The sequence below is a fragment of the Paenibacillus lupini genome (assembly GCF_011761355.1).
GTDB classification, from domain to species: Bacteria; Bacillota; Bacilli; order Paenibacillales; family Paenibacillaceae; genus Pristimantibacillus; species Pristimantibacillus lupini.
This window is the reverse complement of record NZ_JAASRW010000004.1, coordinates 588,115-610,072: the sequence shown is the minus strand read 5'-3', so window position 1 is coordinate 610,072 and position 21,958 is coordinate 588,115. Positions and strand designations below refer to the sequence as shown.

17 protein-coding genes are annotated in these 21,958 nt (G+C 49.4%); 1 reads left to right on the top strand and 16 read right to left on the bottom strand.

Going from position 1 to position 21,958, the window contains the following annotated elements:
* Window positions 1–12: 12 nt before the first annotated feature.
* From FHS17_RS16080 to FHS17_RS16040, 9 genes are all read right to left on the bottom strand, one after another.
* On the bottom strand, window positions 13–2,319 hold the full coding sequence (locus tag FHS17_RS16080) for a DUF4962 domain-containing protein (RefSeq protein WP_167279405.1): 2,307 nt from the start codon (window positions 2,317–2,319) through the stop codon (window positions 13–15).
* Between the two features lie 48 nt (window positions 2,320–2,367).
* Window positions 2,368–3,135: an SDR family NAD(P)-dependent oxidoreductase gene (locus FHS17_RS16075; protein ID WP_167279545.1), complete on the bottom strand. Its 768-nt coding sequence runs from the start codon at window positions 3,133–3,135 to the stop codon at window positions 2,368–2,370.
* 36 nt (window positions 3,136–3,171) lie between these two features.
* Complete coding sequence (locus FHS17_RS16070; RefSeq protein ID WP_167279404.1) at window positions 3,172–5,016, bottom strand: cache domain-containing sensor histidine kinase; 1,845 nt, start codon at window positions 5,014–5,016, stop codon at window positions 3,172–3,174.
* Window positions 5,013–6,047 carry a response regulator transcription factor gene (locus tag FHS17_RS16065; RefSeq protein WP_167279403.1) on the bottom strand — a complete coding sequence of 345 codons (1,035 nt, stop codon included), beginning with the start codon at window positions 6,045–6,047 and terminating at the stop codon, window positions 5,013–5,015. Before FHS17_RS16065 ends, FHS17_RS16070 begins: the two co-directional genes overlap by 4 nt.
* Window positions 6,048–6,191: 144 nt before the next feature.
* Window positions 6,192–7,787 (bottom strand): extracellular solute-binding protein, encoded by a 1,596-nt coding sequence (locus FHS17_RS16060; protein ID WP_167279402.1) that lies wholly within the window; start codon window positions 7,785–7,787, stop codon window positions 6,192–6,194.
* Window positions 7,788–7,932: 145 nt separating this feature from the next.
* Window positions 7,933–8,808 (bottom strand): carbohydrate ABC transporter permease, encoded by an 876-nt coding sequence (locus tag FHS17_RS16055; protein ID WP_341805838.1) that lies wholly within the window; start codon window positions 8,806–8,808, stop codon window positions 7,933–7,935.
* 81 nt (window positions 8,809–8,889) lie between these two features.
* Window positions 8,890–9,774 (bottom strand): ABC transporter permease, encoded by an 885-nt coding sequence (locus FHS17_RS16050; protein ID WP_167279543.1) that lies wholly within the window; start codon window positions 9,772–9,774, stop codon window positions 8,890–8,892.
* A 200-nt stretch (window positions 9,775–9,974) separates the two neighbouring features.
* A complete protein-coding gene (locus tag FHS17_RS16045; protein WP_415639850.1) occupies window positions 9,975–10,967 on the bottom strand; it encodes an aldose 1-epimerase in 993 nt (330 codons plus the stop codon).
* A 5-nt stretch (window positions 10,968–10,972) separates the two neighbouring features.
* Window positions 10,973–12,865, bottom strand: coding sequence for a beta-L-arabinofuranosidase domain-containing protein (locus FHS17_RS16040; protein WP_167279400.1), 1,893 nt, complete (start codon window positions 12,863–12,865; stop codon window positions 10,973–10,975).
* Between the two features lie 185 nt (window positions 12,866–13,050).
* Between FHS17_RS16040 and FHS17_RS16035 the strand changes: the two genes are divergently transcribed.
* The gene (locus FHS17_RS16035; protein ID WP_208420400.1) at window positions 13,051–13,923 is read left to right on the top strand and encodes a helix-turn-helix transcriptional regulator; all 873 of its coding nucleotides are present in this window, start codon (window positions 13,051–13,053) and stop codon (window positions 13,921–13,923) included.
* Here the strand turns inward: FHS17_RS16035 and FHS17_RS30615 are convergent.
* The 7 genes from FHS17_RS30615 to FHS17_RS16005 all read right to left on the bottom strand — a co-directional run bounded on the left by FHS17_RS30615 (window position 13,916) and on the right by FHS17_RS16005 (window position 21,883).
* Window positions 13,916–14,980 (bottom strand): glycoside hydrolase family 76 protein, encoded by a 1,065-nt coding sequence (locus tag FHS17_RS30615; RefSeq protein ID WP_243865374.1) that lies wholly within the window; start codon window positions 14,978–14,980, stop codon window positions 13,916–13,918. The genes FHS17_RS16035 and FHS17_RS30615 overlap by 8 nt on opposite strands.
* On the bottom strand, window positions 14,980–16,044 hold the full coding sequence (locus FHS17_RS30610) for a glycoside hydrolase family 76 protein (RefSeq protein ID WP_243865373.1): 1,065 nt from the start codon (window positions 16,042–16,044) through the stop codon (window positions 14,980–14,982). Before FHS17_RS30610 ends, FHS17_RS30615 begins: the two co-directional genes overlap by 1 nt.
* A gap of 27 nt (window positions 16,045–16,071) precedes the next feature.
* On the bottom strand, window positions 16,072–17,226 hold the full coding sequence (locus tag FHS17_RS16025) for a glycoside hydrolase family 76 protein (protein ID WP_243865372.1): 1,155 nt from the start codon (window positions 17,224–17,226) through the stop codon (window positions 16,072–16,074).
* A gap of 14 nt (window positions 17,227–17,240) precedes the next feature.
* A complete protein-coding gene (locus tag FHS17_RS16020; RefSeq protein WP_243865371.1) occupies window positions 17,241–18,164 on the bottom strand; it encodes a carbohydrate ABC transporter permease in 924 nt (307 codons plus the stop codon).
* 15 nt (window positions 18,165–18,179) lie between these two features.
* A complete protein-coding gene (locus tag FHS17_RS16015; RefSeq protein WP_167279399.1) occupies window positions 18,180–19,067 on the bottom strand; it encodes a carbohydrate ABC transporter permease in 888 nt (295 codons plus the stop codon).
* Between the two features lie 84 nt (window positions 19,068–19,151).
* Window positions 19,152–20,465 carry an ABC transporter substrate-binding protein gene (locus FHS17_RS16010; protein ID WP_208420425.1) on the bottom strand — a complete coding sequence of 438 codons (1,314 nt, stop codon included), beginning with the start codon at window positions 20,463–20,465 and terminating at the stop codon, window positions 19,152–19,154.
* Between the two features lie 122 nt (window positions 20,466–20,587).
* A complete protein-coding gene (locus tag FHS17_RS16005) occupies window positions 20,588–21,883 on the bottom strand; it encodes a glycoside hydrolase family 125 protein (RefSeq protein WP_167279397.1) in 1,296 nt (431 codons plus the stop codon).
* Window positions 21,884–21,958 lie beyond the last annotated feature (75 nt).

Sequence of the window (21,958 nt, the reverse complement as noted above, 5' to 3'; positions counted from 1 at the left end):
CCGCCTCCTCCGTCAATACGCCTTCGGCACCTCTATCATACGTGTCGTGCCGTTCTCATTCGTGAAATACAAATGAATGCCATGATCCTGATCATCAATGAAATACGAGACAAACTTGTCATCGCCCCTCTTCATCGGCACGAGCAGCGTAACGATGCGATGGCTCTGAGCTTCATTCGTTTCTGCCACCAAATGCCACTGGCTGGGCAGCCCTTCATACTCGGACGGATCTACGTCCGTGAACTGATTATGCTGGCTGATCTCCATATCGCCGGAGGATACATACACAAACCGGCCATCCAACTCTGCTTTAGTGCCAGCGACTCGAAACGTCTGACTTTTTAATTCCATGCCATGCAGCGAATGCATGAGCCAGGAAACACGCGCCGGCCGTTCCAGATCGACAGCATCTACGATGACAGCATACGAGTCGTCCAGCCAATGAACTTCACGGATGAAACGCTTCAAATACGGCGCTGTCTCCCGGTACGCTGCCGTTGCGTTCATACGGACGCTGGCAAAACCGGGCTTAGATACTACCTCTTCGACAATGCCATAAGCCTCCTTACAAAGCACCTTGTCCGTACCTGCATACTGACCCTGGCCATCAATGAGCAGACTGTTTTTTGAGATGGTCTGTCTCCGCCAATTACGGTGCATCGTACTGCCGTGCGCAACGTAATAGCCGCTGTCGATGGCGAGCGGTTCACCGTACGCATGAAGCAGGAATCCGTTCTGGTCACCGTGGCTGTGGCTAAGTGATCCATAAGGACTGCTCTTGACGATCAGTTGGATATGCTCCTCCGGGTCGTCCATCCGACGATGAAAGGCAACCCATCCGACATCGCGGAACCACTTGACAGACTCCATGCTCTCCGGCACCGGAACCACGGCTTGAACAGCCGGATAATCATGGTTGTATATCAAGTCGTCAAACCGGAAATCCCACCATCCATAATTATAAAATTTCGTATCTGCGTCTTTATCCCGCTCCTTCACTTGCTCGTAATACCATTGGTACAGCCCGTTGCCCGTTAATCCCGCGAATTGGCGAATGTTATAGGCGGTCTTCAGGCTTGGCGGCTCTCCGAGAGTGGACTGATCGCCAAAGCTAGCTCTTACTGTATCCGGGCTGTGCACATACAGCGGAAAATCCCCTGTACGCTCAAAGAAGGGTCTTTGGAACAGGTCGATTCCAACATACTGGCGAATCAAATTAAACGCGTCGATCAAGTAAGCCAAACCGGTCGTCCAGTACATCGGACCTTCTGCCCATCCGCCATCCTGCCCGCCCCATGGCGAATACAGGCAAGCGTAATATTCCAGCGTATAATCGAGCCATTCCCGTGCTTTCGGCTCTTCATGCAGCATAGCAATGCAAGCCGGCACGAGCACCGAAGAAAGTGATCGGACCGCATGGCTGTCATAAGGTACACGGTGAATCCTGGACCGATCAATAACATGATGAGCAACCTGCTCCGTACGGATGAGCAAATTCGCGCGAACCGCAGACCGTTCCTCCTCCGACAAAATCCCGTGCAGCCAGTCGTATCCCCACGCCACCGCTCCGGCAATCCGGAACGCGGCTTCATCGTTGTAATCCCTTGAAGTTGTTCCTCTCGGATCCCAGGAGACGACATGCAGCAGCCAGCGTTTTGCTTGTATCAAAATGTCCTCATCCTCGAGCAGCACCCCCGCTACACTCAAATGGCGAATAGCGTACAGGGTTTCCTGGCAGTCCATATACATTTTGCGCCATAGCTTCGCGACACGTTTGTTGTCCGGATATCTCTCCGGCTCAGCGATAAGCTCCCTTTCCATCCATGGCCTAACCGATTTCTCATAGAAGACATCCCAGCCGCAGACGGAAACATCCTCGCGGATCCGTACCCGGAGCGCTTCGATCCGATCAGGCTGCAGCCATAGCCGAGAATGGGACGCGTTCGTATCCGCATATCGCGTCTCCCGCGCAGGCAGCGGCGTCGATGGCAAATGCTCCGGTACAAAGCACGACCTCACCTCACTCCAATCGGATTGCAGCGCCGTTCCATCTTCTTCTGCCAGAGCATACCGCCAGTAATACGTTCCGGACTCAAACACATGATTTGGTGTGTAAAAGTTATATGGAAGTGGTCCAATCTGCTCCGTTGAATCTGACTCAAACCCCTCAGAAGAGGATATCTGCAGGAAGTACCGGTCATCTTCGGACTTCGCAGGCATCCAGGTGAATCTTGGCGGATTCTCCCTTAGCTCAGACTTCTCGTTTGGCTCATAAGGTACGGTCAATAATCCGCTGACCGGTTCGAATAGCTTCCCCATGACAATCCCTCTCTTCGCTCGTCTCTATTACTCTACACGGCCCAACCATCAACGCATGAACATGCCGCCATTAACCTCGATCGTCTCCCCTGTCAAATAAGCCGACAAATCGGAAACAAGGAATAAGGCTGTGCCTGCTACATCTTCAGGTGTCCCCTCTCTCTTCAAAGGAATGCTTTGAATCGTTGCTTCTCTTGCTGCAGCTGGCGTGAATGTAGCATGGAACGCCGTGTTCCCAATAAAGCCGGGAGAAATGGCATTGACACGAATGCCGTTTGCAGCAAGCTCTTTGGCCAGCCCCTTCGTATATGACAGTACCGCGGCTTTGCTCGCGGCATATATCGAAGCACCAGGTCCGCCTCCGTTATGAGCAGCGACAGACGTCATGTTCACAATACAGCCTCCTCCGGCTGCTTTCATGCCCGGAATGACTGCTTTTGAAACGAACACGGCGCTTTTCAGATTCACGTCCATGATGCTTTCGTACAGCTCCTCTGTCATTTCCTCATTTGCTATTCGCTGCACAAGATGACCCGCATTATTAATAAGCAAATCGACAGGACGTCCGAATGCGTTCTCCGCCTCTCCGACAAGCCGCTCTGCTTCCTCGGACTTCGATACGTCGGCCTGTATCGCGACTGCTTCTCCACCGTTATTCCGAATGGATAGAGCCGCCTCTTCGGCTGCCTCCCGGCTATTCAAATAGTTAAGAATGACTTTGGCGCCGGATGAGGCCAAAGCAACAGCAATGGCTCGCCCGATCCCACCACTTGCTCCCGTCACAAGTGCAACTTTACCAGTCAGATCAATGACCATTTCAATCGCCATCCCCTCTCGTCTTCTATGCATTCGCTAACTCAAGCTCCGGTCTAATTGCGAATGAACCTCACTCGGCATTCTCAGCACGATCCGCGTCCCCTCGCCAAGCGAGCTTTCAATGCTAAGCCCAAATTCATCGCCAAAAACCATCTGTATCCGCCGGTGAACATTCACCAGCCCAATCCCGCCACGGCGTCCTTGACTTACCGGTGCCTCTTCAACCAACTGGTTCCGATCTAGTCTTTTTCTTAACTTCGCAAGTCTCTCTTCCGTCATGCCTACTCCGTTGTCCTCCACAATGACAAGCAGCTCGCCATCTTCCAAGCGGGTATCGATTCGAATGTAATGCCAGCCCTCGAGCCCGTCCGCAAACGCGTGATGAAAAATATTTTCCACGATCGGCTGCAGCGTCAGCCTAACCATTCTTGAAAGCAGCAGCGAAGGCGGCGTCATTACTTCAATCTCGAACTCATGTCCAATACGATGAGTCTGAATAATCATAAAATGACGGACGTGATTCAGCTCATTCGCCAGAGTCACTTGTTCGAGGTTAGTCTGAATCGAGTAGCGAAGCATGAACGCCATTGCCTCGACCATTTCAGAAATTTCATCCGAATCCTGTACGATCGCGTAGCAATTAATAGTTTCCAGTGTGTTGTATAGAAAATGGGGATTAATTTGCAGCTGCAGTGCCTGAAACTCCGCCCTTTGCCGCTCCAATTCAATGGCCTGCAGCTGAAGCTTCGTTTTCTGACTAATCAGTTCCGTATCATACACTCGTTCGATCATGTCTGATAGACGGCTTACCATGAGATTGTAGCTGTGAATCAGTCCTCCGATCTCATCGTTACGACGACTGGTCTCAATACGGACCCAGTTTCCTTTCTCGGTCTGGCGCATGCCGTTCTTAAGCGTCCGAATCGGATGAACGATTGAGTTACCGAATCGGTAGGCCAGGAATAACGCAATAACAAGCGTCGCGAGTCCAACCGATATAGTCGTAGACCGAATACCGGAAATCGGTTCACGCAGCTCTTCTAAAGGCATCGCTACTGCGAGGCTCCAAGCGGAATAACCTGATTTATGTGAGACGATCAGCATATCCTTCCCGCTCACCTTTTCAATGAACCGCGTTTTCCCGCCGCTTGCAATCCGTTCGCCAAGGTCTGTCCTCGCCACCTCGCTCCGCGTACTGCTATCGGGCGAGTAAACGATGGAGCCTTCAGCGTCCAGGATGAAGAAGAAGCCGTTCTCACCTAGATCCACATTATTCCACAACGTCGACAGTTCGCTTTCGTTCAACTCGATAGCAAGAATGCCTTTCACTGCGTAAGAAGAGTAACCCCTGATTTTGCGTGCGATAGTGACGACACGTTCGCCATCCAGCATTGCCGTGTTTAATATCGCGATACCTCCGTTATCTGGCGTCTTGGCTTTCAACTCCTCATACCGAGGTGACGGATCTACAGTTATGGAAGAGAAGCTTTGGTTCTGATCAAAAATGGACAGCCCATGGTCGCCCAAAATATAGATCATATGAATTTGAGTTGGATAAGTAATGAAGATTTTCTGAAATACGTCTTGTCTGATGGTTTTCGTGAAGTGGTAATATTCGTAGCTGTCTTTCGGATCCATATCTAAAAACTGTTTGACGGACTGCTGGGACAGAATCGAGTTGCTCACCCTCTCAAACGTTTCGAGTTGAAGATCCGTTTGCGCTCCTGCGTTCTCGATAACCGTGGAAATATATTTCTCTACCTGCTTGTCAATCGCCGCAGACGATTTGAGATAGGTGAAGATGCCGACCGTGGACAGGGAGAACAAGATGACGATCAGAAAATAAAGGAACAGCTCCCTGGAAAGGCTCGGCTTCATCATCCTTTGATCCCGAGCGATTCCCTATATTCAGAAGGTGTGAGCCCACTGTGTTTTTTGAATGTTTTCGTGAAGTGCGGGTGATCGGCAAATCCGACTTCTGCAGAGACATCCGTAATTTTATGATGAGGCATCGAGAGCAGCAGTTTAGCTTTCTCCATCCTTCGTTTTGTCCGGTAGTATACAAACGTTTCGTTTGTCATTTGTTTGAATAACTGACTGAAGTACGTAGCACTGAGACCAAGCTTATCGGCCACTTCCTCGAGTGATAATTCACGGTTCAAATGTTTCTCGATATAGGCTTTAGCCTCTTCGACCGGTTCCTTCAGATTGCCTTTTCGCTTTAGTCGCAATTGCTCCATCATCCCCATCGCCGTATCACAAAGCCAGTCGAAAGCAACAGCATCCCGCTCTGCAGGCCTCTGCGGCGCTTCGAATGGATACACATGGCGTGCGTTCAAGCGATCTGCCAGTTTAACGGCCAAATCCTGCGTCAATTCGCATAACATCCGGGCATCCAGCATGCTGGCTGTGCAGTAGTGCTCCATGCTTGCCATTGCCGCCTTGATGGACTCAGGCTGCAGATGCCAGATAGCGTCTTGCAGTTGAATCAGCCAATCTTCCGTCTTGGACAAAGGAATATACGCCATTTGCCGCCGGGCTTCAAGCCCGCCGATCAGCTTTAATACCGCCTTGTTCACCGCTGCCTTTGTTACTGGCTTGAGCAAATATTCCTTCACGCCAAAAGACATGCATTGCCTGGCATACTCGAAATCGCCATAACCCGAAATAACGACAACAGGTAAGTCGGGATAGCGCTCATTGACTTGCCTGCATAACTCCAGACCGTCCATCTTAGGCATTTTAATATCGGTAAACAGAAGGTCGGGGCGGCTCGCTGCGATTTTCTCGAGTGCGTCTACCCCATTGTCTGCCGTTTCGGCATGGCAAATCGAGTGATCAGATTCCCCGATAAGCTTCTGTAGTCCTTTGCGAATCATCGGTTCGTCATCAACGACTAAAATGCGGTACATGGATGTGTCCTCCTCGTTTGCGAGCGGAAGCTATACAGCTTCAGGAGCAATCGTTTATGGAGTAAGATGCTCCCCCGCTCACAAGTAAAACACCCAGCAAGGAGAGCACCCAATCTCTTACTGACATTCTAGTTTATACAAGCATTATTCGAAAGCGTTTTCTTTACTGTTGTAACGGGTTGTTGCCTCTTCAATTAATTCACTTCCGCCCTTGGATAAGTACTCCTCGAGCACCTTATCATAAGTATCAATCGACTCTTTACCGTATACCATCTTCAGCACGTGTTCCAGTACGAGTGGCGGAAGCTGATCGGATAGAGGGCTCAAATCCGGGTATTTCACAAGTGCTTCCAGACGTGGATCAAACTCTATACCGCCGCGGCCTTCCTTCGTTAGCAGATTGTCGAATGCGTCCACCATTTGTTTGCCTGGCTCCGAAAGCTCAGCAATACGCTTATTGTAGGTTGTGTCCTGTACCATCCACAGCCAGTAGTTCAGGAATCGCTGTTTGTTCGTGCCTGCCTCATCCGTAGGCGGGCTGTACGTAATCGTGCCGCCATCGTTTTGGTAGTCCTCGCCTTCAATCCCGTAGCTGAAGAACAGCTCAGCTTGTTCACTAACCATCCAGTCGAAGAACTTTACGATCTCAGCCGCCTTGTCCTTAGCGCTTATGTTAATAAAGTAAGATCGTGTTACTGGATTGTAGTAGGCATAACCGCCTTTGCCATCGTCGCCCACAGGGGAAGGAATAAGTGCGACTTTCGCGCCGGGAACATTTGTCATCAGCTGTGTACCCCAGATCGGCAGCTCATTAGCGTTCATCGACCACATGCCTGCTTTGCCACTTGTAACGATACTCTTGAAGTCTGCACTTTCGATCGTCGCGAACTCCTTACTGATCAAGCCTTCATCGAACATAGTTTTATACGTTCCGACTGCTTTTTTCATGGCATCAGCATCAAAGAAGCTTGGTTTTACTTGACCATCCGGGAACAGCTTGAATTGATTCAAATAACCAAAGACATCGTAGGAACCAAAGAATGTATCCGCATACTTGAAGTTTTTGCGGCCCATATACGGATGCTCAACTCCAAGCTCTTTGAACGCCCTTAACACGTCGATTGTTTCCTCTACAGTTGTTGGAATTTGTTTGCCCGCTTTCTCTAGCAGGTCGGTTCGGATCCAGGTTGCCCGTCTCGACGGATTGCTGAGCACTTCCGGGATGCCGTAAATGTTGCCAGTTTTCGCATCTGTCAGCCGATCCCATGCCTCTTTCGGGAGAAGCTTAAGCAAGTTCTGCCCATACTGCTCTAGCAGATCGTTCAGCGGCAGGAATACACCGTTTTGTACAGCACCAGCCAGCTCCTGCCCGCTAATCCCGCCGCTGCCTTGAACAACATCCGGAATATCATTTGTAGCGAACATTTGGATCATCTTGTCTTGATACTCATTGTGAGGGATCAGCCTGATATCGAGATCGGTATTCGTCATTTTTTCAAGCTCAACCACGTATTTGTCTTTGTTAATGTCCGGATTCTGCTCCACGTAAGGCACATTAAGCGTTCGCATGGAGATCGAGAATTTAGTTGGTTTAGTTTCTTCAGGCTTATTGTTATTAGCTGCAGTTGAATCAGACGGGGTATTCGACGCCTTGGATGGTTCATTGTTCTTGTTGGAGCACCCGGATATCATCGAGACGGATAGTGCAGCAATCGCGGCAAGTACGAACAGCTTTTTCATAAATCCCCTCATCTCCTCAGTCGAATTTATTTCGATAGAGCGCTTTCAAAAATGATACCCTCAGTATAGTTACGAACGATGTGCAGCCACAATGGAGTTTGTTAAGCTTGGTTTGTCATTTTTTAATATCTGACTGATTCATCAACTAAGATTTAATAGAGCCTATTAACATGCCTTTTATAAAATATCGCTGCATAAAAGGGTACAGCATAATAATCGGAAGGGTGGCAACAAGGATAACAGCCATCTGAACGCCTTGCACCGATTGCGAAGCAATATCGAATGGCAGATTGCCCGTATCGACTAGATCATCGTTAATAAGCAGCTCCCGCAGCTTGACCTGAAGCGGGTACAGCCCGCGCTCATTCAAATAGTACAAGGCGTCCATATATTTATTCCAGTTAGTCACCGAATAGAAAATGCCAACCGTCGCGAGGGCAGGCTTGGACAGAGGCAGCATTAAGCTCCAGAGTATTCTCATCTCGCCACAGCCGTCAATCCTAGCGCTATCGATTAACTCGGTCGGGATTTGCACAAAAAAGGAGCGAAGCACGATTAGGTTAAACGCGCTGATTGCCGTTGGAATCATAAGCGCCCAGAGCGTATTGACCAAATGGATTTCCCTCATAAGAATGAACTGTGGAATCAGTGGCGCTGTGAAGATCATGGTCATTAACACAAACAGAAGCACATATTTACGTCCCACATATTCCGTTCTTGACAGCGGATAAGCAAGCGACGAAGTAGCGGCTAAGTTAATGAGCGTGCCAAGCACCGTAATATAGACAGTAATACCAAATGCCCGCCATATGGAAACATCATCGAACACGTACTGGTAATAATTGAGCGTGAAATCAACAGGCCAGAACATAACGTCTCCTCTGTCGATTGCCGCTGCTCCACTAAACGACTGCGCGATCACATTCAAGAATGGCAGCAGCATCGTAAGCGACAGTCCTGTTAAAAACAAATAATTCGCAATAAGAAACCATTTTCTGCTCCAATGCTCACGCCTAATCACGGCCACCCCTCCTAAAATGAATGATCACCACTATGACCGTACTGCGATTATCGTGATGATTCATACTTCGAAAGCGTTCACCTAATACAACGATTCTCCTGTTGCCTTACGGCTTAATGTGTTGGCGATCACAAGCAGGAACAAGCCAACAACTGATTTGAACAGTCCGATCGCAGTTGCATAGCTGTACTGCATCTGCTTCAATCCTGCTTTGTAAATATAGGTATCCAGGATTTCGCTGTTCGTAATGTTCAATGGGTTCTGGAAGACAAATACACGCTCGAAGCCATAATCCATGAAGTCCCCGATCTTCAGCAGGAACAATACGGTTATGACAGGCAGCAATGCAGGGATTGTAATCTTCAGCGTCTGTTTCCAGCGGCCCGCGCCGTCCATTTCGGATGCCTCGTACAGCTCGGGATTAATACCGGTCAAGGCAGCCAAATAGATAATGGTTCCCCAGCCAACATCGCGCCACAAGCCGGAGCCAACCAATATGGTACGGATAAATGAATTTTCACCGAGAAAATAGATCGGCTCGACACCGAACCAGCCTAGGATAACGTTTACGATACCGGAAGAAGGGGACAGCATTCCCGTGAAAATCCCACTAACGATCACCCATGATAGAAAGTGCGGTGCGTAGACAACTGTCTGAATGATTTTCTTATACAGAACAAGCCGAATTTCGTTCAGAAGCAGCGCCAAGATGATCGGAGCCGTAAACGCAATTAGGATGTCAAGGAGACCAAGCATAAGCGTGTTTTTTAAGATGCGAATAAAATCATAATGCTGGAACATTCGCTCGAAATGCTCGAGACCCACCCATGGGCTGCCGCTGAAGCCGGCGAATAGGTTGTAGTTCTGAAACGCAATAACGGATCCGAGGAGCGGTAAATACTTAAAAACGAGAAAATAAAGAATGCCTGGGATCGAAATCAAATATAACGTCCGGTACTTCCACATGAAACCGAACAAGAGCGGTCCCTCCTTTGTGATGAGCTTGTGTGCATAGTCTTATCCTAGCCGCTTAAGGGGAGAACCAACAATGGAGTCGCTTTAATCTCGCTTGTGTTTTTTTAAGGTCTCGTTAAAAGTGACTGTACAAAAAAAAGACTGTCCCATAAGCCATTGGCTTATAGAACAGTCTACTTTCGTATATAAGACTAGCCTTTGATCACATAAAGTCTGCTGGATTCCTCAAAAATCTCCCCAGGAGCTAGGCTCAGGAGGCCGATCTCATCTGCAGGCAGATCCACATTAGGAGCGTTTACCAGATTGATCTGTGGTTCCGGACAGAAGAAGCCTTCTGTTGCGTTATTGTTCCAGATCATCCACTGCTTGTAGGATGTTCCTACATCATAGACAAGCTTGATGTTAGCCTTGGTATCCGTAAGCTCCATTCGGTTACGTCCGTTCTGCGAGCGGGACGTGTAATGATTATCCATTGCTTCGAAGAATGGATACACGCCTTCGCCTTGCATTTGGAGCTCTTCTTCCTTCAGCGGCTGATATTCCTTAGTAGGAAGCATCCGATCATCCAGTTCCCAGCGCTCGCCGATTGTCATATGAATGCGGTAATCCTGAGCTTGTCCTCCCGGCACGAATGGTGCATTCACCGAGGTATGGAAAGCAAGAAGGCATGGCATATCCGATTGCCCATCATTGCGGACCGTAACCTGCTGAAGCAGACCGTTCTCGCTTAATGAGTAACGAAGCTGGATCGTGTAGTTGAACGGGAAGCTTTCATAAGAAGGATGCTGCTCATCCACTTGAACGGATACAACTACGTAGCTTTCTGTTTTCGTAGATCCATAGTCATCTACCTGCCATGGTGTTTGATAGAGAAAACCATGCAGATGATTGCCCGTTGCAGGCTCATTTACAGCGAACTGAAGCGTCTTCCCAGCCCAAGGGAATTTGCCGTCCTCATAACGATTCGGTGGGAAAAGCACAGGAATACCATGGATCATTGGTCTTGCCTTGAAGCTCTCCATCTCCTCCATTGTTGGCTCATGCAGAAAACGGTGCTCTGCTTCTACATCCCGGAATGCAATCAGATTACCGCCAATCTCCGGAAGCAGCGCCGCTTCATATCGTCCTGAACGCAGCCAGATCGCACGTTCGCCATTAAACAATCCTTCATTCGCTTGATTCATCGTCTTCATCCTTCTCCTCTGCTGTTCATTCTAAATGTCTTACGTTCACCAATCAGCGGGAATTCCCCGATTCGAAGCTTGGCTCCGCCATAAGGTACAAGCTCAAGATTTACTACTGGCTGATCATCTGTTGCTGGAGCAAGCGGCGGAGTTCCCGCGTTATTACCTTCCATCCGCCAATCTGGCACCAGCTTGCCTTGCGCCTCCAGCTTAATTGGAGAATCCACAGCCAAGAATGGCTGATAAGGCAGGTCCCCTTCATTCACGACTACCTTGAACTCGGTATTCGCAAGCAAGCCGTATTTCCATGGTGAAGCCGGATACAGCTCATAGTCATGGAACCGCTCGCGCTTCCGCAGCAGCTGCCAGTTCTCCTCCAGAGGAAGCGCATAAACGAGAGGGCCACGTTCCACGCTTACGGCAAACAGATTACGTGACACCGTTTTCGCTTCCATCGGCAGCGTCAGCTCCACACGATCACCAGTGCGCCATTCGCGGTCAATTGTAGCATATCCTTGCTTGATGGCAACCGTAATTTCTTCTCCATTCACCTTAACAACCGGAGAACTGCACCATCCTGGAATTCGCAGCTGCATAGAGAAGTTTGCCGAACGGTCCAGTTGGATATCGATTTTCACCTGCTCCCGGAAAGGATACTCTCCCGATACACGAAGCTCAGCCTTTACGTCTCCGGCAACCGTTGCATGTACGAGACAAGGAGCGTATGACACCGCTGCCAGTCCACCTTCATTGTCCTGCATCCATAAATGCGAGACCAGCTTAGGCCAGCCTTGATGCATATTTGCTGTACAGCAGCCGAAATTCGGCTCAAGGCCAAACACATTGGCATAAGGTCCGTTGCTCCAGGCGCGTGGTGCGACATTACAAATAATCTGATTCACCTGCTGATCGTATTGATGGGAAGTCCAGTCCGCCGAAATAGCGGCAGGCAGCGCGTTAAAGGCCACTTTTTCCAGCACATCTGCGAACTTTCCATCTCCAGAAATCCGTGTCAGCTGCTCAAGCGTGTACATATATTCAACAACCGCGCATAATTCAACGCCTTGGCTTGGGTCTGTTCCCGACAGCCATTCATCGCCAGAGAACATACCATGCGCTTGGCCGTGGTAGGTCATTAGACTTTCAATCCCGCGGTACACCGCTTCCAGCTCATGGCTGTCCTCTGTCAGTTCGTAGAGCACTCCGGGAGTTTTGAGTCCCATGGCCACATTCACCACATGTGTTCTCCAATCCCACTGTTCTACCTTCCGCCAGAACGGAAAATCGTAAAAAATATCGGTCCAATCCGTTGTCTGTTCCTTCACAATAGAAGCGAGCTTCAGCAGCTCTTCTTTCTTAGTCCGCTTATACAGCCAGACGAGGCAGAGCAAAAGTTCCGCTCCACGGGCTTTCGCCCATCCACGCAAAGGGTGCTCTTCGATCTGTCCGGACACATAATCTGTGAATTTCGTCAGGAAAGGAATGACACGGGAATCACTAGTCGCTTCTTCATACTGCATCATCACCTTGAGCATGATCATGAAGTGCCACCAGTCCTGCTCCTTGTCTATATCGTTATTCACAGTCTCAATCCGTGCCGGCCCGAACATACCATTCTCCTGCTGACTGTTCAGTGCCCACTCGACCCAGCGGCCCGCCTTAGCGATCAGCTTCTCGTCGTTTAAGATATAGGCAAGCGGCAGCAATCCGTCCAAATAATACGGACCACGCTCCCAGCTTTCACCGTTTCCACCAATCCAGCCGTTATCAGGACCTACATCTGCCCAATGCTCCTCCAGATGCCCCGTTAATCCGTCTGCCTGAATCCGAAGCTGGTTGTACAGCCACCCTTCCGCCTGAATACTGCCAAGCGGCAGAGCCTCAAATGCACTCTTCATCGCTAGATTCCCTCCCTTTCTGTTGCAACTCCTTCGAATATACCACTAGAGCCGTCTGCCGATGGATAGACAATCGCAACTACTATTTATCCGATTACAACATAATAGGGATAATCCGCTTATTTACGAATCTCTTGTATTTACTTATACTGGAACCATAATTCCGTGATATGAGGAGAACGATAATGTTTCATTTTGAATGTCCGCCTATGCCCCACTTCATCCAAATTGGCCAAGATACCTACAGCATCGGCAGAAAACATCCCGACCGCAGCAGCATTGGTGTATTTGACCTCCTGTTTGTGACAAGCGGCTGTCTGTATCTGGCTGAAGGCGAGCATGAGCTCACCCTGCCAGCCGGACACTTCGGCATCCTTCGCCCGGATTTGGAGCATCGCACCGTCTCCCCTTGCAGGGAAGAAACGCATTTCTATTGGCTGCACTTCCAGACAACCGGACAATGGCAACACGATTCCTATGAAAAAGAGCCCTTGCCGCCTGAGCAAGAGCATCTATATTCTCCTATCGAATACTTCTCCTTCTATTTGCCTCGATCAGGCTCTGTACAAAGCCTTGGGCTCACAGAAGAGCAATTCCGTGAGCTCCTTCAGCTATATCAGAATCCCTCCGGCAATTCCCGGTGGCAGGAGCAGCAGCAGTTCCATGCTATTCTGCTCCGGCTTCAGGAGGATAGTAAGGAAGAAGCGGCACAAAGCTCTCATCTTCAGCTTGCCGAGGAAGCCGCCCTCTACTTGCGTAAAGTTTACCGCGACCCGCTCAGCTATAAACGGATGGCGGAGGAGCTGCATTTTCATCCGAATTATATCGCCTTATGTATGAAAAGAACGTTTGGCTGCACACCACTTGATTATGTGACCCAATTCCGGATCGAGCAGGCGAAGCGGCTGCTTATTCATACGAATGAACCTGTTGGAACTATTGCGGAGGAGACTGGCTTTGGTTCCTTCCCTTATTTCGTCCGTTGTTTTCACAAGCGTACCGGCAAGACCCCAAAGCAGTTCCGGATGCAGTACCGACAGCACTCGTCTTCTACTTAGGATCCAGAAAACCCGTTCTTTCCAGCTCCGCCATTGCTTCAAACAGCATCACTCCACTAAGCTGACCGCTGAGCTGGACCTCTGGTTCCGGCTCTCCTGTCCAGGATAAACTGAACAATCCGGCCTCTGAACGTCCGCGCTCCCATAAGGAGATTGCATTATGTTGGATCAGATTGATCCATGGCAGCGATAAATCTGGCTGAATGTGAATGAGATTCACAAGATAACGGATAAGGATCCCTTTGAACAGACCACAATCATCATTACCTTCACGCGGCAGCATTCCCGTGTCTGGATCTACAAGCTCCTGAACAGTAGCTGCTGCAGTTCTCTGTGCATCTACTAGATAGCTTTCATCTCCCGTACAGTTGAAAAGCTCAATGCCGGCGCCAATAAAGACACCTTGGCAATACGTATACTTCCAGTCGTAATCGATTTGGCCATCGCCCAGACGGTTCATGCCGTCCCAGACAAAGCCAGTCTTCGGATCAACAAGGCGTTCCTTATTGAATTGATAGATGCGCTGAGCCCATTCCAAATCTTCTTCCCGGCGATCCATTTGATAGATTCGTGCAGCTAGAATAGAAGCAGGAGCATTAGCGGGAGTATTCTTGTAATCCAGCTGATCCTTTTTCCACGCCATTCCGCCGCCCATATTGTCGTTCCAGGCTGTCTTGATATCTTCCCAAAGCTCAAGTACGCCTTCCTTATAGAACGACTTACCTGTCTTATGATAGGCACGCAGAAGCGCCAGTGCCATCCATTCCATATCATCATAGTAGTTATGCAGCAGCGTATCGCCGTTCCACTTCTTTGCACCGCGGAACGCTCGCTCCAGCAGCACTTCATCCTCACTTGCGTCTGTGCGCTCAAGAGCATCGACCAGCACATCCACAACATGCGCATGCCACCAATAAATATAATGATCATTACAGGTACCGTTACATGGCACCACCTGATCCATCACACCACGATCTTCACTCCAGAACAAACGCTTGAAGTCTTCCTGCGCGATCGCAGCGCGTTGTGCCCAATCCACTTTAACTTGTACAGTCATTACTTGCGTGCCTCCTCTGTCTGTTCTGTGTTGATCAAGCCGCGCTGTTCCAACGTTGCCAGCTGCTCCAGCAGCATAATGCCGCTAAGCTGCGTGCTGAGAGTGACACGTTCCTCAGGCTGAATAGCCCAAGAGGTGCTGAATACTTTGCGCGAAGCATCGCTGCCATTTTCCCATAGTGTCTGCCCCTGCTGCTCTAGCAAAGCTGCAAGCTCCTCCCGATCCGCAGATACGGCAGCAAGCTCTCCCAAATAACGGACGAGTATCCCCTTAAACAAACCGCCGTCCCCATTACCTTCATCAGGCCATAACCCGTCACTGAGCAGTTCATCACGAGCTGCCTGTGCCGTACGTTCAGCATCCTGCAAATAATTAGCGTCACCTGTAATCCGGTACAATTCTACGCCTGCTCCAATAAAGACACCTTGGCAGTACGTAAATTTCCAGTCTTTATCGATCGAGCCATCTCCGGTACGGTTCATACCATCCCAGACAAAACCGGTCTCCGGATCAACAAGCTTAGCCTTCAGCCAGTTATAAATGTTGCTTGCCCAAGCCAGATCTTCTTCTCTGCCGAACGCCTGGTACAGCCGTGCTGCCAGAATAGCAGCTGGTGCATTCGCAGGAGTATTTTTATAATCCAGCTGCGACTTCTGCCAAGCAATTCCTCCATCCACATGATCATTCCATCCGGTCTGGATATCGTCCCACAATAGGAGGGCCGCCGCCTTATACTTCTCTACACCGGTTGCCTGGTAAGCCCTGAGCCAAGCAATTGCCATCCATTCCATATCGTCATACAGCTCATTTGGCCAAGCGCCGTCGTTACGCTGCAGGATTCCTTCGTAAAAAGCAGCCAGCCGCTCTCGATAGGCTGCGCTGCCCGTCCGGTTAAGACCATCTGCCAAGGCGTCTACGGCATGCGCCATCCACCAATAATGAAAGATCGTATTACAAGCACCATCCGGGCATGGGATCTCGATGTCATACATGTTAATCGAAGGATTCCAATATAATTGCTCCAATGCCTGCTGCGCTTCTTCCGCCCGTGCTGCCCACATCATAGTTCTCACTCTCCCCTATCTACTGCCCTAATGTAATTGTCCGTTTTTCTCCAATACAGCCATCTGCTCAAGCAGCATAATGCCGCTTAATTCCGTGCTTAACTGCACCACGGGGTCCGGCGTCTGTACCCATGAATTGCTGAATACCGCTTTATCCTCCGCTTTACCGTATTGCCATAAGCTGTCCGCGTTTGTCTCAAGCATACCAATGAGCTCCTTCTGCTCCGGACCATCCGGATCAGCAGCAATCAACTCTCCTACATAGCGAACTAATACACCCTTGAACAAGCCTCCGTCCCCTTCACCTTCCGAAGGGAGCATGCCGGTTGCAGGAGATAGGAATATGTCCTTCAGATTAGCCGCCGTTTGACGGGCATCCTTCAGATAATCCTTATCTTCTGTCGCGTGGTATAGCTCTACGCCGGCTCCGATGTACACACCTTGGCCGTACGTGAATTGCCAGTCCTTATCGATATTGCCATCACCAGTCCGGTTAATGCCATCCCATACGAGCCCGGTATCCGGATCAACGAGCGTCTGTTTTTGCCAGTTGTAAATCTTCCTGGCCCAGTCCAGATCTTCCTCGTTCTGAAAATGTTCATAGAGACGCGCAGCCAAAATCGCAGCTGGCGCATTCGCCGGCGTATTCTTATAATCGATTTGCTCTTTGCGCCATGCGATGCCGCCGCCCATTTCCTCGTTCCAGCCGCCTTTAATTTCTTCCCACAGTTCAAGCGATGCCTGCTTATACCGCTCATCTTTGGTCGCATCATAGGCTCTTAACCAGGCGAGTGCCATCCATTCCATATCATCGTAATAATCGTTTATCATAACGCCGGCATTACGGTCGAGCAGTCCCTGATAAAGCTTGGCGATCTGCTCGGTATACCGTTCATCACCGGTACGTTCATAGCCGTCTGTTAGTACATCAACAGCATGAGCCAGCCACCAGTAATTGAACGGATCGGTACACAGCTGCGCAATACATGGTGCCGCATTACTAAACAGTCCACGTTTCTCGTCCCAGAACGATCCCGAGAGTTCAAGCTGCGCTTCCTCCGCCCGTTCCTGCCATACAGCAGAGGCTGCCGCTGGTTCATTGTTACGTGCGAGCTGCCAGACTAAAGCTGCTGCAAAAACCAGCAGCACAGCCACGCTGGCTATTATCTTCTTTTGTTTCAACTGGATTCCCCCGCTTACCCTTTTGTTCCCGTAAACGCAATACCTTGTACGAAGTACTTCTGAAGCAGGAGGAACAAGACGAGAATAGGTAAAATCGCAATGAGTGCCCCGGCCATCATTGGTCCAAAGTCGGTTTGATGGTTAAACGAGAACGCCTGCAGTCCCATCTGTATGGTTGCTTTCGCCGGATCATTCAGGATGATCATTGGCCACAGGAAGTTATTCCAGCCTCCTTGGAAGGTGAAGATTGAGAGTGTTGCAAGTGCCGGCTTCGTCAGCGGCAGGTAGATGTTCCAGAAAATACGAAACTCTCCAGCGCCTTCGATCCGTGCCATCTCCATCATGTCAGAAGGCAAGGTCAGGAAGAACTGCCGCATGAAGAAGACCGCGAAGGAACCCGATGCACCTGGCAGAATAATCCCCCAGAAGGAGTTCAGGAAGCCATTGCCTCCAGCGCCAAGCAAGTCATTTCCGCCAATAAGCGGGAAATGCTTCAATACATAGAAGCTTGGAATCATCGTAACGATGCCCGGAATCATCATCGCTGCGAGCAGGATACGGAACATTGGCTTATTCAGCTTGAAGTTCAGCTTTGCAAAGGCGTAGCCGCTGATGGAACCAAAGAACAGATTACACAGCACGCCGGCTGATGCCAGGATAAATGAGTTGGCGAAATACCCCGCAAACGGCACCGTTGTAAACGCTGATTTATAGTGCTCTAAAGTAAGAGTGGAAGGAATCCACTTAATCGGCACCGAGAAAATTTCATTACTTGGTTTGAATGATGTAATCAGACTCCAGAAAAAAGGTAAAAACATTGCTACCGCTATCGCCACTGTGACGACGTAGAACAAAACTGTCGCCAACACCTTTTTTAAGGCGTAAGAAGGCGGCTTTGGTGCGCGTACTGCAACAGATTTAACAACAGGCTGTACCATGTGCTGTATGCCCCCTTACACGATTGGCTCTTCGGATTTATTAATGCGCATGTTAATGAATGAGAAGATCAGAATGGCAACTGCCAGCACAAAGGCTTGAGCCGAAGCATAGCCCATCTTAAGCTGGTTGAAGCCTTGATTATAAATTAGGTATACCGGTGTTTTGGTCACGTTGCCCGGACCACCTTGCGTCAGAACAAATGCCTGGTCGAACATCTGAAGTGCCCCGATAATCGCCATCGTGCTGACAAGGAAGGTTGTTGGTCTAAGCTGCGGCCAAGTAATGTAGCGGAAGCGATTAAAAGCAGTCGCGCCGTCAAGTTTAGCCGACTCATATAGATAGTCTGGTACACCTTGCAGGCCAGCGATATAGATGACCATGTTAGAGCCAACTGACTGCCATAAGGTCACCATAATAATAGACAACATTGCTGTTTCCGTCTGAGCGAGCCAAGCCGGACCTGTAATACCGACATAACCAAGGAGATTATTAACTAAGCCAAACTCCGGGTGAAGCAGCCAGATCCATACGGTTGCTGCTGCAACGGAAGAGGTCAGTGTCGGTAGATAGTTCATTGTACGGAACAGCTTAATGCCAAACCGTTTGAAGTTAAGAAGCATGGCAAGCAGTAAGGAAATAATGATGTTGAGCGGTACGAAGATTACGGCATAGAAGAATACATTTTTGAACGTTGTCCAATACAAATCGTCATCCAGCATCTTCTTGTAGTTGTCGAATTTAACGAACTCCATCCGGCTGACCACATCATAATTCGTAAAACTTAAATAGAGCGCCATGACGACCGGTATAATGGTAAAAGCGATAAACAGCAGCATCGTTGGTGTAACGAACAGATAGGCCATGCGGGCCTGATGTTTGTTCAGCTTGCCCATTGAAGACATCAGCACTCCTCCTTTCCTTGTGAGAAAGGATAAAGGGAGGTCTCCCTCCCTTTATCTCTTCCTTATAGCTTTACAGAAGCGGTATTATTTCACGTCTACGTTGTCAGCGAGCTGCTGATCCCCTCGCTCTTGCGCTTTCTTCAGTGTATCCTCTGCTTTTTGCTTCTTCTGCTGGAACAACTCCAGATTCGGAATAAGTGCTTCCGTCTCCATTACGGAGTAGCCAGGGTGAGATGGACGAACTTTTGCGAATTCAAGCGTGTCAAGGAATGGCTTATAGAGCGGATCATCTTGGAAGAACGGATCTTCCAGCGCCGGTTTGTAGCCAGGGATGTTAAGACTTGTTTTTGCCCACAACAGTGCATTGTCTTTGTTAGCCGTCCACCATTTGATGAACTCCCATGCCTCTGCCTGATGCTTCGAAGCTTCTGGAATTACAAGGCCAAAGCCACCCATCACGCCGCCCTTGTCACCATTTGGTCCTGCTGGAGGCGGAACAACCCCGAAGTCCAGATCCTTACCGTATTTCTTATAAGTGCTGAGCATCCATGGACCGTTATAAGTCATGGCAACCTTGCCAGTTGCGAAGGCATCCGTACCTTCACCAAGCCCTTGCTCAAAGCCGACTTTATACACTTTTTCCTCGTTCAGCATACGATCCCAGAAATTAAGCACCGCTAGGCCTTTTTCATTATTAAAGTTTGTTTTGCCATCATCGGTCAGCATTTGGCCGCCCGCCTGTTGAAGATACATATTAAAGAGGCCATTGTCGCCAAGCGAGAAGCCGGCCACTTCGAGCTTGCTGCCGTTCCACTTGGTTGTCTTGACTGCAGCTTGTTCGAGCTCATCCCATGTCGTAGGAGGCTGCGTTACACCTGCATCGCTCAGAAGCTTTTTGTTATAGAAAAGAGCGCGGGCATCAACCGTTAAAGGAAGGCCGTACAGCTTGTCACTATTGGTCAATTCCTTCAGCGCTTCGCCGTAGAAATCATCCTTGTTCAAGCCGTCCTGATTCATGTAATCATCAATCGGATGAAGGACATTTTTTGGTGCATACAGCGGTGTACGCCATCTATCCCAGAGCAGAACGTCAGGTGCGCCGCCGGATGTAGCAGCCGTCAGGAACTTCGTAATCAAGTCCTGCTGCAGCACGTATTTAACATGGATTTTATCCTGCGACTTGTTAAAAGCATCAACCATCGTCTGGAACTGCTTCTGGCCGTCACCAGCCCAGTCACCCCAGAACGTCAGCTCTACTGCCTTGCCGCCTCCAGCATTCCCTGATGCGTTATCTGTTTGCTCGTTCGTACCAGTGTTTGCATTTGTATTGCTGTTACCATTGCTGCTTGTAGATGTGTTTGCGCAGCCAGCTGTTGCTACAACTGTGACCAAGGCCATTATCGTGATCCATTTTTTCACTTTTCATGCCTCCCTTTTTTAGTAACCCAATGAGTTTCTACTTGAACCTTTATATTTCGAAGAAAGCCGCCTTAAGGGCAGAACCTTCTATGAAACCGCTTTTATTTTGTTTGCACTTGAATCCCACAATAATCCAGCAGAAGCTCGCTGAACATCATGTTCGCCCAGGAGAACCAAGGACGGCTGAACTGGTACGGATCATCCACATGGAAGCCTTCATGCATGAAGCCGGTACCGGCTGTTGTTGCCTCCATGAGAGTAAGCAATCTTTCCTTCTCGGAACGATCTTCCGTCGTTAAACCCTGCATCGCCAACGCAATATGCCAAATGTATTGGTCAGGCGTATGTGGACTTCCGATTCCGGCCGCTGCTTCGCCTGCGAAATAATAAGGATTGCTGCTGCTCAAGATAAAGCTTCGAGTATTGCGGTAAATCGGATCCTCCTGTGAGGTATAGCCGAGATATGGAATCGATAAGAGGCTTGGTACATTCGCATCATCCATAAAATTGTAATGGCCAAGTCCATCTGTTTCATAAGCGTAAATTTTTCCAAATTGCGGATGCTCGGTAATACCGTAGGTTTGGATGCCTTGATCGATTTCCTCGCCAAGCTTAGCTGCGCGTGCTGCAAGCTCCTCGTCGCCAAGTACTTCTTCCGCAATTTCCTTCAAATATTTCAGCACAACAACCGCGAACATATTCGCTGGAATGAGATAGCCGTATGTACAAGCATCATCGCTTGGGCGGAAGCCGCTCCATGTCATGCCGGTATAGCCAGTCTCTGTTCCTTTCCCCTCACGGAGAAGCGTATCCGTTGGTGCGCAGTTAAAGCGCTGGAACCGGTAAGGAGAAGCGGTCTCGTGATTTTGCTCCGTTGTCCATAGATTCAAGATCGCATCTGCCGCCTGCCTGAACGTCTCATCAAATTGCGAGGTCCGGCCGGTATTTTTCCACAGCAGATAACTGAGCTGGAGCGGGTAACAAAGCGAATCAATTTCGTATTTGCGTTCCCAGATGGATGGGCCTGTATCTGTCAGGTCATCCTGATGACCTTTACCCGTTGGTCCGTTGTTGAAGGCATTTGCATACGGATCAATGAGCACCGAGGCCATTTGTCTTCGTACCAGACCTTCGATCAGATCAGCCAGCTCGGCATCCTCAGATGCCAGCACCAGAAACGGACGAAGCTGAGCCGCCGAATCACGAAGCCACATAGCTGGTATATCACCTGTTATAACAAATGTCGTACCATCCGGCATCCGCTGAATAGTTGTCTGCAGTGTATTGTGGATCGCCTTCTCGAATATTGCGGCCCAATTGGGGTGGTCCGGTAATTTATCCTTTATACGATCCACCAGTTTTGTGAGGGATGCCGGGATTTCTGTCGATTGAGCCATGCTATTCCTTCCTCCTTGTTGCCGTTAATCAATGATTTGTAAAACGCTTTCATTTGATATTGCTATTATATTGGC